11 protein-coding genes and 1 pseudogene are annotated in these 13735 nt (G+C 70.9%); 6 read left to right on the top strand and 6 right to left on the bottom strand.

Going from position 1 to position 13735, the window contains the following annotated elements; all coding sequences use genetic code 11:
* Positions 1–27 precede the first annotated feature (27 nt).
* Positions 28–1224, bottom strand: coding sequence for a PP2C family protein-serine/threonine phosphatase (locus ACIRP7_RS05840; protein ID WP_403654463.1), 1197 nt, complete (start codon positions 1222–1224; stop codon positions 28–30).
* A 171-nt stretch (positions 1225–1395) separates the two neighbouring features.
* Between ACIRP7_RS05840 and ACIRP7_RS05835 the strand changes: the two genes are divergently transcribed.
* Entirely contained in the window at positions 1396–2157 is a 762-nt protein-coding gene (locus ACIRP7_RS05835) for a ZIP family metal transporter (protein WP_403654461.1), read from the top strand.
* Between the two features lie 629 nt (positions 2158–2786).
* Here the strand turns inward: ACIRP7_RS05835 and ACIRP7_RS05830 are convergent.
* Entirely contained in the window at positions 2787–2912 is a 126-nt protein-coding gene (locus ACIRP7_RS05830; protein ID WP_403654459.1) for a hypothetical protein, read from the bottom strand.
* A gap of 41 nt (positions 2913–2953) precedes the next feature.
* On the opposite strand from ACIRP7_RS05830, the gene ACIRP7_RS05825 reads away from it, so the two are divergent.
* From ACIRP7_RS05825 to ACIRP7_RS05810, 4 genes are all read left to right on the top strand, one after another.
* Complete coding sequence (locus tag ACIRP7_RS05825; RefSeq protein ID WP_403654457.1) at positions 2954–3145, top strand: hypothetical protein; 192 nt, start codon at positions 2954–2956, stop codon at positions 3143–3145.
* Between the two features lie 99 nt (positions 3146–3244).
* On the top strand, positions 3245–4936 hold the full coding sequence (locus tag ACIRP7_RS05820) for a rhamnogalacturonan lyase B N-terminal domain-containing protein (RefSeq protein WP_403654455.1): 1692 nt from the start codon (positions 3245–3247) through the stop codon (positions 4934–4936).
* A 120-nt stretch (positions 4937–5056) separates the two neighbouring features.
* Positions 5057–8785, top strand: coding sequence for a helix-turn-helix domain-containing protein (locus ACIRP7_RS05815; protein WP_403654453.1), 3729 nt, complete (start codon positions 5057–5059; stop codon positions 8783–8785).
* A gap of 123 nt (positions 8786–8908) precedes the next feature.
* On the top strand, positions 8909–10336 hold the full coding sequence (locus ACIRP7_RS05810; RefSeq protein WP_403654451.1) for a polysaccharide deacetylase family protein: 1428 nt from the start codon (positions 8909–8911) through the stop codon (positions 10334–10336).
* A gap of 135 nt (positions 10337–10471) precedes the next feature.
* On the opposite strand, the gene ACIRP7_RS05805 is transcribed toward ACIRP7_RS05810, so the two are convergent.
* A complete protein-coding gene (locus ACIRP7_RS05805) occupies positions 10472–10870 on the bottom strand; it encodes an SDR family NAD(P)-dependent oxidoreductase (RefSeq protein ID WP_403654449.1) in 399 nt (132 codons plus the stop codon).
* Between the two features lie 149 nt (positions 10871–11019).
* On the opposite strand from ACIRP7_RS05805, the pseudogene ACIRP7_RS05800 reads away from it, so the two are divergent.
* A pseudogene (locus tag ACIRP7_RS05800) lies at positions 11020–11115 on the top strand (TetR/AcrR family transcriptional regulator); the annotation flags it as partial.
* Positions 11116–11291: 176 nt separating this feature from the next.
* On the opposite strand, the gene ACIRP7_RS05795 reads toward ACIRP7_RS05800, so the two are convergent.
* From ACIRP7_RS05795 to ACIRP7_RS05785, 3 genes are all read right to left on the bottom strand, one after another.
* On the bottom strand, positions 11292–11906 hold the full coding sequence (locus ACIRP7_RS05795) for a DUF6817 domain-containing protein (protein WP_403654447.1): 615 nt from the start codon (positions 11904–11906) through the stop codon (positions 11292–11294).
* A 249-nt stretch (positions 11907–12155) separates the two neighbouring features.
* On the bottom strand, positions 12156–12389 hold the full coding sequence (locus ACIRP7_RS05790; RefSeq protein WP_403654445.1) for a hypothetical protein: 234 nt from the start codon (positions 12387–12389) through the stop codon (positions 12156–12158).
* 426 nt (positions 12390–12815) lie between these two features.
* Positions 12816–13682: an alpha/beta fold hydrolase gene (locus ACIRP7_RS05785; RefSeq protein ID WP_403654443.1), complete on the bottom strand. Its 867-nt coding sequence runs from the start codon at positions 13680–13682 to the stop codon at positions 12816–12818.
* Positions 13683–13735 lie beyond the last annotated feature (53 nt).

Genomic DNA, 13735 nt, shown 5'->3' with positions numbered 1-13735 from the left:
CCGACGCGATGCCCGGACCGCTGCGAATCAGCGCTGTGGGTCCGGTCTGGTTCCGACCGGTCTGCGACGATCGCCGTGCCAGTCCAGTATCAGGACCGTGGCGTCGTCTCTGAGGCTGCCATGGCAGGCATCGAGGACCGCGGCGGTCAGGGCCCGGACGGCTTCTCTCGGATGCAGCGCGCCGGTGTCGTGGATGACCGACGCCAGGTCGGCCGTCGCGGCACCGCGTTCCAGCATGCCGTCGGTGAGCAGGATCAGCCGGTCCCCGGGACGCAGTTGCAGTTCCTGGAGCTGGTAGGAGGCGGGTGTGGCCACCCCGAACGGCAGATTGACGGCGAGCTTGATCTCTTCGACGACGCCGTCACGCAGCCGCAGCGGCCAGGGATGGCCGGCGTTGACCAGTTCGCACAGGCCCGTTTCCAGGTCGACGCAGAGCAACTGCCCGGTGGCCAGCCCACGGCTGTGGCTCAGCAGGGCCTGATGGGCGTCGTCGGCCTGCTCCAGGGCGTCACAGCCGCTGCGCCGGGACCGCCGCAGCGCGCCGACCAGCAGGGTGGCCAGCAGCGCGGAGTTCGTGTCGTGACCCATCGCGTCGGTGATGGACAGGTGCAGGGTGTCGCGGTCGAGGGTGTAGTCGTAGGTGTCGCCACCGATGTCGTCGGCCGGCACCAGCCCGGCGGCGAGGGTGAACTGCTCCGCCTCGCAGCAGGGTGCCGAGGGCAGCAGCTGGTGCTGGATCTCGGCGGCCAGGCTGGTCTCGGTGGTGCGCCGGCCCAGGTGGTACAGGTCGGTGAAGCGCCCGTCCGTGACGATGATGTAGGCGAGCGCGTGCGCCGCCTCGCGGACCTGCCCCAGCACGGTGTCGTCCGCGGACTGCAGGGTCACCTCCAGTACGCCGATGCAGTCGCCGCGGTTGGTGACCGGCGTGATGACGCGCCGTCCGCCCTGGCCGTCCGGTTCCACATGCTGGCGCTGAGTGCGCAGCACGCTGTCGTAGACGCTGCCCTGCAGGTCTATCGGCTCGGCACGATCCGAGCCGTCATCGGCGTCGGCCGCGGCAAGCCGCACCAGCCGCTGACCGATGAGGTCGACGAAGAGGAACGACACCCGCTCCGCACCGAACCGCTTCTGCAGATCGCGGGCCACTACGTCGACGGACTCACCGGGCGGGGCCGCTTCCGCAGCGGCCAGCAACTCGCCCAGTTCCAGATCTCCACCCTCCACAACAACCTCCCATCGGTTGCCGCAACTTCTTCCCCGCATCTGGGCGCCTTCACCTGATACCGGCATCTTGCCTGGTCAAAGGTGTCAGGACGGCTGGCACAGGGTGTCGTTGTCCGCACAACCGTGCTGGTCATCTGTTGATCCACAGCCATAACGGGTAGACGCGTGGGCATGGCTGAAGTGGTACAGGCTGGACTGTGGGGGCTGGTGGCGGGCTCGGCGCTGCTGCTCGGTGCCGCGCTGGGGTACGGGCTGCGGGTGCCGCAGAAGGTGATCGCGACCGTGATGGCATTCGGTGCCGGGGTGCTGTTGTCGGCGGTCTCCTTCGAGCTGGTCGGGAAGGCGTACGACGAGGCGGGGCTCACTCCCGCGGCCGTCGGCACCCTCGTCGGCGCACTGGCCTACACCGCGGGCAACGTGTGGCTGGCCCGCCGGGGAGCCCGGCACCGCAAGCGCTCCGGTCACGCGCAGTCGGCGGCGCAGCCCTCGGAGGCCCAGCAGGGCGGCTCGGGGATGGCGCTCGCGCTCGGCGCGCTGCTCGACGGAGTGCCGGAGTCCGCGGTGATCGGTGTCAGCCTGCTCGACGGCGGCGCGGTCAGCCTGGTGACCGTGGCGGCGGTGTTCATCAGCAACGTGCCCGAAGGACTGTCCAGTTCGGCGGGGATGAAGAAGGCCGGCCGCACCAAGGGGTACGTCTTCGGCGTCTGGGCCGCGATCGCCGCCGCGAGCACCGTCTCGGCCGTCCTCGGCTACACCGTGGTCGGCTCCCTCTCCCCCGCGTGGATCGCCGCGGTGACCGCCGTGGCGGCCGGCGCGATCCTCGCCATGGTCGCCGACACGATGATCCCCGAGGCGTTCGAGGACGCCCACCTGGCCATCGGACTGATCACCGTGAGCGGCTTCCTGGTCTCCTTCGCCCTCTCACACGTCTGAGCGCGAGGTCGGGCGCTGCCGTGTGCGGCCTGGGCTCGGTGGCGACCTGCGCCTCAGCCGACACTCCCATTTTTCAGTGCTGGTCAGGGCCTACTGAACAACTCCCCGCCCTTGCAGAGTCGGTGCCGGCCGGTGGCACTCCCTCGCCATCGGCCCTTCAGCAGGCGGCCCCGGGTCATCGACCCCCCTCGGTGATTCGGGGCCGCCCTTCCGCTCGCGTCCACGACGACCTGCGGACGGCGCACCGATGACGGGGAAAGGGACCTTCCTTTGCGGCACCAGCACCGACGAACCACGCGGAGACCGACCGGGCACGCCAGGGACCTTGTGCGGCATCGCCGCCGTCCTGGCCCTGACCGGCCTGACCGCGACCGTGACGGTCACCTCCGCCGCACCGATCACGTCGGACGGCCCGCCCACCGTGCCCCCGGGCGCCTTGCCCGGCCGCACCTCGACCACCGCGCCCACCGCGCGCGTGACGCTGCTGACCGGTGACACCGTCGCCGTGAACGGCCACGGCCGGGTGGTCGAGGTGCGGCCGGGCAAGGGCCGTAACGGCATCGGGTATTCGGTACGGCACTTCGTCGGCCACACCTGCGTCGCTCCGTCACCGCCGACCGCAGCAGGGGCTACAGGATCAGTGACTGCGTCGAGGGCGTGTGGACCTTCACCTCGGCGAACACGCCCGAGACCCAGGTGGTCGCCTGGCCGATGTCCGTCGTCCGCTTCCACCCGAAGCTGAGCCTGTCCGGCACAGGGCCCGGCCGTCGCCAAGGGGCACCTGAGCTCGCTGACAGTGAAGGTGTCGTACGACGGCGGGCGCACCTGGAAGCCGGTCACCGTGCACGGCGCGGCGAGCGGCAAGGCTTACCTGGCCCTTACCAACCCAAAGCGGCCCGGCACCGTCTCCTTCAGGGCAGACCTCGCCGACACCGCCGGCAACACCTACACCGGCACGATCCGCAACGCCTACCGCACCGTCCGGTAACCGGAAGGCACACCCGGCGGTGGCTGACCGGGCCCGGTCCGGCCGCCACCGCCGCGCACACCCCAGCCCGTCAGTCTCTTGCTCACGAACGGAACCACCATGGCCGCACAGGGTCACCGACGTCCGACCCGTCGCGACGTCCTGCTCAGAACCGCCGCCGGCGGACTCGTCCTCGGCGGGGGCGCCGCGGTCGCCGGCCCCCTGCTCGCCAGCGCCGACGCGGCGCCCAGCGCCTTCGGGTACCGCGACGACGGACGGGCCTACGTCATCACCACCGGCGCCGACCTGGTCTTCAAGGTCGACCACCGCAACGGCGACCTGACCTCCCTGGTCCACAGGGGCACCGAGTACCAGGGCTACGGCAACCGCAACTCCCAGGTCGAGACGGGTCTCGGCGCCTCGTCCGTGAGCATCCGCAAGACCGGCGACACGATCCTGGTCACCGTCGTGCACGGCACGATGCACCACTACTACGCCGCCCGCCGGGGCGAGAACAACGTCTACCTGTGGACGAACAAGGCGGACGCCTCCATCACCGCCACCCGCTACATCGTCCGCGTCAGGCCGGGCCTGTTCCCCAACAACGACCCCGACACCTGGGACGCCCGCACCGACACCCTGATCGAGGCCCAGGACATCCGCCGCAAGCCGAACGGCACCACCCGCTCCAAGCACTACTCCAACCAGCGCGTCATCGACTACGACCACGTCGGCTGGAGCGACGGCAAGACCGGCCTGTGGATGGTGCGCAGCAACCACGAGAAGGCCTCCGGCGGCCCGTTCTACCGCTCGCTCATGCGTCACCACTACGAGGACGGCGCCGGGCTGTACGAGATCCTCTACTACGGCGAGAACCAGACCGAGCCGATGCGCTTCGGCCTCCAGGGCCCCTACGTCCTCGCCTTCACCGACGGCGGCGCACCCGCCCCCTCGCTCAGCCACGACGTCATCGACACCTCCTGGGTCGACGGTCTGGGCCTGGTCGGCTGGGTCGGCCGCGCCGGTCGCGGACGGGTCGCCGGCGTGGGCGTCAGCGGCCGGAGCGACGGCCACGCCTACACCGTGGGCTTCGCGAACGCCGCCGCCCAGTACTGGGCGAAGGCCGACGCGGCCACCGGGCACTTCCTCTCCCCGTACATGCTCCCGGGCACCTACACGCTCACCGTGTACAAGGACGAACTCGCCGTCCACACCGAGTCCGTCACCGTCACGGCCGGGAGGACGACGGCCCTGCACACACTGAAGGTCACCGCGGACCCGAGCCGGAACCCCGCGATCTGGCGCATCGGCGACTGGACCGGCACCCCCGGCGGCTTCAAGAACGCCTCCCTCATGACCACCATGCACCCCTCCGACGCGCGGGCGAGGCCCTGGGCCACCGGTGTCCACACGGTGGGCTCCTCCGCCGCGGCGGACTTCCCCTGCTACCAGTGGGCGGACATCAACAACAAACTGAAGATCCGCTTCAGGCTGACGCAGCAGCAGCTGACCTCCGGCCACACCCTCAACATCGGCATCACCACCGCTTTCGCCAACGGCAGGCCCCGGATCAAGGTCAACGACTGGGTCTCCCCCGTGCCCCAGCCCGCCAAGGAACCCACGACCCGCTCCCTTACCGTCGGCTCCTACCGGGGAACCAACCACACCTACAGCTACGCCATCCCGGCAAGCGCCTGGGCCAGGTCCGCCGACGCCTACCAGGAGCTGACGATCGACATCGTCAGCGGCTCCGGCGGCACCGCCTACCTCAGCCCCGGGGTCTCCTACGACGCCATCGAGCTGGTGCCCTGAGCGGGGCGTTCTCGCGTGATGGACGGGGATTGCCTGTGGATGACTGAAAACGTAGGTTGAGCTCCGTTTTGTGTTCCAGGGTTGTTCGAGAGTTGTTCGCGGGTGGAAAGGTGCCACCAGGTGGGCCGACGAGAAAAACCGGTCGACCCCGGTGCCGGTCCGGTCCAGCGCCTCGCGCACGACCTGCGCCTGCTGAGGGAGAAAGCCGGCAAGCCGCCGTACCGGGAGATGGCCGAGCGGGCCGGCTACTCCACGACCGCGCTGTCGCAGGCCGCGGCCGGCGACCAGCTGCCGACACTGGCGGTGGTGCGCGCGTACGCGGAGGCGCTCGACGCCGACCCGGACGAGTGGGCGGCCCGTTGGCGGGAGGCGGACACCGAGCTGCGGGCCCCCACGGCCGACGAGCGGGCGCCGTACCGTGGGCTGGCCCGCTTCGAACCGGCTGACAGCGACCTGTTCTTCGGCCGGGCGGAACTGGTCCGCGAGCTGCTGCACCTGGCGCACGCGCACCGCTTCGCGGCGGTGTTCGGGCCCTCCGGCAGCGGCAAGTCCTCGCTTCTGCGGGCCGGACTCATTCCGTTGCTGCGGGACGACAGGGGGGCCGCCCGTCCGGCCGTGGTCCGGGTTCTCACCCCCGGCGAGCGGCCCGCCCACACGCACCGGCAGGCGCTGGTTCCCCAGCACGGTGAGCTGGACACCTGGGTGATCGTCGATCAGTTCGAGGAGCTGTTCACGCTCTGCCACGACCGTGAGGAGCGGGACGCCTTCCTGGACCTGTTGCTCCGCGCGCGTGAGCCGGAGAGCCGGCTGCGGGTGGTGGTCGCCGTACGCGGTGACTTCTACGGCCACTGTGCCGAGCACCGGGAGCTGGCGGAGGCGGTCGCTCACGCGAACCTGCTGGTCGGGCCGATGAACGCGGACGAGCTGCGGGAGGTCGTCACCGGCCCGGCCACCGCGGCGGGGCTCAACGTGGAGCGGGTGCTGAGCGCGCGGATCGCCGAGGAGGTCGGCGACCGGCCGGGCGCGCTGCCGATGCTCTCGCACGCCCTGCTGGAGACATGGCGCCGCCGCCGGGGCCGCACGCTGACGCTGGCCGCGTACGAGGAGACGGGCGGTGTGCGCGGGGCGATCGCCGCCACGGCCGAGCAGGTCTACGGCGACCTGGACGAGGGCCAGACCCGTACCGCCCGGCGCATCCTGCTGCGGCTGATCGCCCCGGGCGACCGTACGGCCGACACGCGCCGCCCGGCATCGCGGTCCGAGTTCGGACCCGGTGCGCCGGACGTCCTGGAACGTCTGGCCGCCGCCCGCCTGGTCACCCTGGACGGCGACACCGTGGAACTCGCCCACGAAGCGCTGATCACCGGCTGGCCGCGTCTCGCCGGCTGGATCGAGGAGGGCCGGGAGCGGCTGCGCGCCCAGCGGATTGTCGGGGAGGCCGCCCGCGCCTGGGAGGAGCTGGACCGTGATCCCGGCGCGCTGTACCGGGGGGCACGACTGGACCGCGCCGAGGAGCTGTTCGGCAGGCAATGGCAGGCGGCGGAGAACGACGACCTCATCCTGCTGGAGCGGGCCTTCCTGACCGCCTCGGCCGCGGCCCGTGCCGCCGAGCGGGACGCCGGGACGCGCGCCGCCCTTCGCACACGGGCCCTCGCCATCGGTCTGTGCGTGTTCCTCGTGCTCGCGCTGACCGCGGGACTCGTCGCCTGGCAGCGCGAGCGGGCGAGCGAAGAGGAGTCCGCCAAGGCCGCTGCCCGGCGCCTGTCAACCGTCGCCGAGAGCCTGCGCGCCACCGATCCCCGTACCGCGTCCCTGCTCGGCGCCGCCGCGTGGCGGATCGCGCCGCTGACCGAGTCCCGCTCGGCGTTGTTGCGCGCGCTCGCCCAGCCCGAACGGGACGCCTTCACCGACCCGCAGGCCGGCGAGGACGTCCGGCGCTTCCTCACCGACCGGGGACGCACCCTGCTCAGGGCCGACGGCAGCCGTGTCACCGCCTGGAGCGTGGCCGGGCACCGTCGCACGGGCGCCTACCGCCTGCCGAGCGGCACCGAGGCGTCCGGCGTCGGCCCCGACGGGCGCTTCCTCGTCCTGACCGGGGCGGCCGACGACACCCTGTGGAACCTCCCCGAGGGGAGGTCCGCCGCCGATATGGGCGATACGGAGATCGGGGCGACCACGCCGGCCGGAGACGCGTACCTCACCCAGCCGATCGACGGGCCCGGCCAGGTGCAGGTCCGGCGGACGGACGGCAGGGTCCTTTTCACCACCGGCGTCTCCCGCACCATCACCACGTCGGCCCTCGGCCCCGGCGGACACCTGGCCGCGCTCTGTCCCGCCCAGGGCCCGCCGCAGGTGTGGGACACCGTGCGCGGCAGGCGGCTGTCCGGGGAGTGGGACAAGGCGGACGCCCTGGTCTGCGGCACCGGCACGGGAGCCGACGGCGGGGAGCGGCTGCTGCGCCTCAGCGCGGACGGCAGCCGGCTGGCTGTGGCCCACGGCACAACGGCCACCGTCTGGAACGTCCGCAGTGGGCGTGTCGTCGCCGACTTCGCCAGCGGCGGCACCACGGGCTTCGCCCAGGCCGACCTCTCCCCGGACGGAGAGTTCCTCGCCACGACCGACGACCAGGAGATCGCCGTATGGCGGCTGGCGTCGGGTGGCGGGCAGGTCTTCCACCGGCCGCTGGCCGGCGCGGAGGTCAGGGGGCTGACGTGGACCCCGGACCACGGCGGCCGGACCCTGCGCTACCTCGACCGCGCCACCGTTCACACCCTCGACCTCACCGACCGCCTCGCCGCCCCCTGGCAGAGCACCCCGGCCGACGCCACGCTCCTCGACCCGGACGGCACCACCCTCGCCACCGTCACCCGGTCCGGGCACGGCTACCGCCTCGACCTGCGCTCCACCGGCAGCGGCGCGGTCCTCGCGCGGAGCACGCTCGGTCCCCTGCCGGAGGACACCGGCGACGACACCCCGCTGTCGGCCTTCAGCCCGGACGGCCGGACGCTCGCCGTCGCCGACACCACCTCCTCGGGCGGCTCCCTGCGGCTGCGGTTCACCGTGTGGGACGTACGGGCCCATACGGTCCGTACGAGCTTCACCACCTCCGGAGCGGCCGACCGCCCGGTCTCCGCGCTCGCCCTGGGCACCGGCGGGCGCACATTGCTGGCCGTACGTTCCGCGGGCGACGGCGAGGCGGCGGAGGTCTGGGACACCCGGAGCCACCGCGCCCCGCGGACCCTGCACGGCCTCTTCGGGCAGGCCGTGGCCGTGCGGCCGGACGGACGGCTCCTCGTCGGCGGCCTGGACCAGTACGCCGACCTGACCTCCGGCAAGGTCACCGGATGGGCTCTCGCCGACGGCCGTCAGGTCACCGCCCTCGCCTTCAGCCGTGACGGCAGCCGCCTCGCCGTCGGGGACACGACCGGGCACGTGACGCTCTGGGACGCCGACCTGCGGCACGCCACGGGTGTGCTGACCGGCACCGCCGACACCGCTCCGCCCAGCCTGACCGAGGCCGTGGGCGCACTGGCCTTCTCCGCCGACGGCAGCACCCTCGCCGTGGGGGGAGCCAACGGCACCCTCCGCCTGTGGGACACCGCGGGCCAGCGGCTCCTCGGCGGCGACCTGCCCACGGCCGGGGACGAGATCCGCTCCCTCGCCTTCGGACGGGACGACGGCACGGTCTACGCCACCGGCCCCGACGTGGTCCTGCAACGCCACCCCATCGCCCCCGACGCGGCCGTCCGCGCCGTCTGCGAACGTGCCGGTGGCGGACTGACCCGGGCGCAGTGGCGGCGGTACGTCCCCGACGCGCCGTACCGGCAGGTCTGCCCGGCAGCGCACTGAATTGTTCACGGTGACTTGGGGGCTCGCTGAAAAACACCCCTGCCCAGAACGATCGGAGATCACAACGGCCGTCGCATCACTCGGACGCGGCGGCCGGTCCTCCTCTCCACAGGTTCTGGTCACATGCGCTCTCGCACCCTGCTCCCCGCCCTCCTGCTGCTCGGCTCGCTCACCTCGGCCTGTGCGCACGGCACGTCCGAACCACCGGTCACGGACGGCGCACGGCCCGGCTCGTCACCGTCCCCGGCCCGGACGGTCGACCCGTCGAAGATCAAGGGCCTGGAGATCGTCGACGACAACAGCGAGAACAGCTCCTGCCCCTTCGCCACCAGCTACCCGGACGTGCCGGGCGCGGAGGCGATGACGGCCACGATGAAGAAGGACGTGGAGCATCGCCTGGCGATCTTCCGCTCCGGGGCGTGCTCGGACGGCTCGGACAGCGTGGAGGGCGGCGAGCTCAACATCAGCCACCAGTTCCTGGTGGCCTCCGGCGACGTACTCGGCGTCCGCCTCACCACGCAGGACCACAGTGCCGCCTCGGACGGACAGTCCGCGACGACGTACTGGTACGACGGCAGGGCGGGCGCCTCCCGCACGGCCCTCGGACTCGTCGCCGGCGGCTCCCGGGACGCCTTCGTCGCCGCTGTGAAAGATCAGCTCAGGGGCCGGGAGGGCGTGGAGTCCGCCACCCTGGACGCCACGCTCTCCGACCCCGACGCCCGGGCAGCCGCCCTGGACGACATGGACTTCACCTCCGACGGCGCACTGCGGGTGAACCTCGACCGCGGCGAGGTGGGCGCCCCGCCCGCCGGGGCCTACACGGTCACCCTCCCCGAGGCGACGATCACGCCGTGGCTGTCCCGGTTCGGCAAGCGCGCCCAGCGGCAGACCGTGAGCCCCAGCCCTTCCCTCGACCTGGGCGCGCCCCACGTCCCCGCCCCGGCCGTCCCCACCCACACCGCCTCCGGTGACGACGACACCGACTGCAAGAAGGTCAAGTGCATCGCCCTGACCTTCGACGACGGACCCGCCGCCCCGGAGACCGCGACCCTGCTCACCTACCTCGCCCAGTACCGGGCACGCGTCACGTTCTTCACCGTCGGCCAGAACGTCGCCGCCCACCCCGACCTCGTGCGCGCCGAGGCGAAGGCCGGCCACGAGGTCGGCAACCACTCATGGAACCACCCCGACCTCACCCGGCTCACCCGCGAGCAGATCGCCTCCCAGCTGGACCGCACCAGCGCCGCCGTCAAGGCCGCCACCGGCACGACCCCCACCCTGTTCCGTCCTCCCTACGGCGCGATCAGCCCCGTGGTCCGGGCCGCCACCCGCCTCTCCGCCGTGCTGTGGGACGTGGACACCGAGGACTGGAAGTACCGCGACCCCGCCAAGGTCGCCCGGACCGTCATCACCAAGGCCCACCCCGACGACGTCGTCCTCCTGCACGACATCCACCCCACGTCGGTCGCAGCCGTCCCCGAGATCCTGCGTACCCTCACCGCCCGCGGCTACCACTTCGTCACCGTCAGCCACCTGCGCGCCACGATGTGACGCGGACGGGTGCGGAGGCTGGGCCGGGGGCGGCGCGTCGTGGGAGCCGAGGCCGTAGGGGTGTTTCGTGGAAGTCCATGGCCATCTCCCCCTCCGCGGAGTGGCATCCGAGGTCGGTAGCACGAACCGCGCCGTCTACAGCCTGTTCGGGTCCGAGCAGGGACGAGTCAGGTCCGTGTTGATCACCGCGAAGCACGCGGTCGTGACACTGACGCCGTGAGCGGCGAGTTCGACCCGCAGCCCACGGCCGAGCTGCTCGACCGCCGCCTTGCTCATCGCGTACGGGATGGCGCCGGCCCCGTTGACGAAGGCGAACACCGACGAGATGAGTACGAGCCGCCCACGGTCCTCGACGAGCCTCGACAGGGCGGCACGGACCGTCTTGAGCGCGCCCCCGACGTTCAGGTCGAAGAGTCGATCGACCAGCGAAGTCGAAGACGTCCGCAGGGTTGCGCCCCGCCCAAACGCGGGATTCGTGCGGTGATCCCCGTACCGGCGGACCAGCAGGTGCACCGGCTGCGGCGCGGCAGCCAAGTCGGCAGGCCACCGGCCTTCGCCTACAAGCAGCGCAACAGCGTCGAGCGGTGCATGAACCGCCTTAAAGCAGTGGCGCGGCATCGCAACCCGCTACGAGAAGACCGCCGCCATGTACCTCGCCGGACCCCACATCGCGGGTATTTTCCTCCGTCTACGAGCGACTCCAGCCCGACGAGGCCACCATCGCCCGCCAACAGGCGGCCGGCCGCGACCGGGAGGCTTATGCGGAACTGATGCGCGACAGCTCAAGGCCGACATCGAGGCCCTCATGGGCGCCATGCACCAAGCGACTGTCGAGAAGCGTCCCCTCCGTGAACAGCTCTCAGAGCGGCGTCCAGCAGTCCGCGCCCTGCCCTACCGACTACGGCCAGGGACCCCTCACCCGTAAGGCCACCACAGCGGCCGGTTGTCCACCATCTCAGCGCTGGTCAGCCTTCCACGCCGACAAGCCAGAATTGGCGTGTTGGTTCGTCAGCGGGGAGGCAGGAGTACCAAGCACCGTGCGGCACTCGAGCCAGGCGTCAGCACTCAGCAAATCCTGGAGTCTGGTGAACAGGGCGAGCAACTGAGGGCCCCACTTATCGCGGAAGCCGGAATCGACGATGGCGAGATCGAGTTCGTTGGCCGCCGACAGTTCGGTGAAGTCCCGGCGCAACTGTGGCCCTGGAACGTGGGAGCGGCCGGTGAACCTGTCGTGAAAGGCAGCATCGGCCTGATTGAGAGCCGGGTACGTTGCTTTCCGGTCGCATGAGGCGTACAGGTACACGATGGCCTCGGCCTCGGCGCCAATCACCGCTGCAAGGTCATTGCGACGGTCCAGTTGCAGCAGTGCTGTGGAAAAGCCGTCCGTGCCGTAGAACGCGTGACACAGACCGGCGAGTTGGAGGTCCGGACGGGCCTTCCACGTCGCCAGCCGCGCCTGTACACGCTGGAGGTGGGTAAGGAGAGTGCCGCCGGGGTGGGCGATGCTTTCGGCGCCGAACTCACGCAGCAGGGTGACAGCCCGGTCAGTCGTGGCAGGGAGAGCGGGCACCGTGTCCGTGTCCCTTCAGTAGTGGGTTGGTCGGCACCCGCACAGCGCCTTCGCCGGTCCGGATCCGTACGAAGGCACCGGGCGGGTTGCCGCCTGGGCCCTGCAACGATCTTCTGCCCCCCCTGACGTGACCGCGATCAATCGCGAGGCGGCCGATGCAGGTAGCGACCGGGCTGGCTCTGGTCACCTGTGTGTGCGGTCTAGGCCGGGGCGCCCCCCGGGCGTTGTGCGACCGACCCTTCAACCGGACTACGTCAGGATGAGAGGCACGGTGATGGTGAGGTGTTCGTCGGTGGTTGGCAGAGCGGTAGCAAGAGCGTTCATACGAGCTGCGAGGTGGCCGATCACCCGGCTGGTCAGTTCCTCGTCCCACTCCGCTGTGCCTTCCGGTGGCAGGCGCATCTCCTCCCTGGCAGGTGGGTTGTCACCGACATAGCGCGCGGTATCCATGTTGACGACCCAACAGGCCAGTGCGATCTTCACCTGCCCGGGTGCCGCCCACTGCGCCCGTATGTGGGCGCACATGCTGAAGTCGTCCCCGCCGAATGTGACCGTCGTGGAGAACGACCTGCCACGGGGGTATTGCCGTATCAGCTTGAGTATCGCTGGTTCCACAACGGCTCGCGCCATAGGTTCCGCATACACCGTCTGCCCCCCTGTCGAGCCTGGCCTTCAGCATCCCAGACGGGGCCTGCGACGGACAGATCGGCCGCCGTCCCGACCGTTTCCCCTCCAGGGGAACGCTGTGCACCTCGTGGGCATGCGAACGGCGCCGCACCCTGGGGGATGCTGTTGGCCAATTCGGGACATGGCGTGACGTCGGTCTTCAGGATCTGGCCCGGGTGGCTGGCTGCTGCGGAACAATCGCGGGGCAGCCCGTAAAGGCATGGGGGCACCCCCCGACGCCCACTACCGCTCAAGAAAGTCCAGGGCTTCCGACACGAACTGCTCGTGGAACTGGAAGATGCCTCCGTGGCCGGCGTCGGGATAGACGACCAGATCGGCGTTGGGCAGTCGTCGGGCCAGGTCGAACGAGTTCTTCGTCGGCACCATCCTGTCGTTGTCGCCGTTGGCGACGAGTACGGGCCGAAGGATGACGGAGAGGTCCTGCGGCCGCGCGAGCCCCCAGCGGTGAATGGCCTTGAGCTGGGCGAAGTACGACGGGAGAGAGATCGCCTTGTCCCGGTCGTGGGTGCGCTCCTTGAGCCGGGCCAGGAACTGCTTCCCGGCTCGACGTCCACGTGCGGTGCGGGTGAAGAAGAGGAACTGCTTCGGGTCCTGCAGGGTGAGCAGGCCCCGGGCGGTGTCGAGGTGGGACAGCCGGGTCACGTTCCTGATGCCTTCGCCGCCCGCGGGGCCGGTACCCGTGAGGATCAGCCTGCGGACGAGCCGCGGTTCCTCCTGCGCGACCACCTGGGCGATCATCCCGCCCATCGAGAAGCCGTGGATGTCGACCTGCTCGAACCCGAGCCCCCGGATGAAGGTGACGGCATCCCTCGCCATCTCCTCGATGGTTCTCGGTGTCGTGCCACTGGAGGCGCCGACACCCCTGTTGTCGAAGGTGATGACCCGACGCCTGGCAGCGATGCCGTCGACGACCCGGGGGTCCCAGTTGTCGAGGACCGCGGCAAGGTGGGTGATGAAGACCACCGGGACGCCGGCCTTCGGCCCGAGGTCGCGGTAGGCGAAGGTCACTCCCCCGACAGTGAGAGTGCGGGTGGGAGCCTTCTTGTACGACGTCACCACGTCGCTTCGTACTTCTTGTGCGTCGTTCATGACCGCCCCTTCTGCATGTGGGGGTCCTGCACTGCGACTGCAGTCAGTTCGGC

Origin of the sequence: Streptomyces sp. NPDC102270 (assembly GCF_044766405.1) — a bacterium.
Lineage (GTDB): Bacteria > Actinomycetota > Actinomycetes > Streptomycetales > Streptomycetaceae > Streptomyces.
The sequence above is the reverse complement of the archived record's forward strand: the minus strand, read 5'-3'. Positions and strand labels throughout refer to the sequence as shown.

What these genes read in the sequence shown, in the direction of transcription:
- ACIRP7_RS05835 (WP_403654461.1), top strand. Translation starts at nt 1,396, where the DNA reads ATGGCTGAAGTGGTACAGGCTGGACTGTGGGGGCTGGTGGCGGGCTCG.
- ACIRP7_RS05810 (WP_403654451.1), top strand. Translation starts at nt 8,909, where the DNA reads ATGCGCTCTCGCACCCTGCTCCCCGCCCTCCTGCTGCTCGGCTCGCTC.
- ACIRP7_RS05785 (WP_403654443.1), bottom strand. Translation starts at nt 13,682, where the DNA reads ATGAACGACGCACAAGAAGTACGAAGCGACGTGGTGACGTCGTACAAG.
- ACIRP7_RS05820 (WP_403654455.1), top strand. Translation starts at nt 3,245, where the DNA reads ATGGCCGCACAGGGTCACCGACGTCCGACCCGTCGCGACGTCCTGCTC.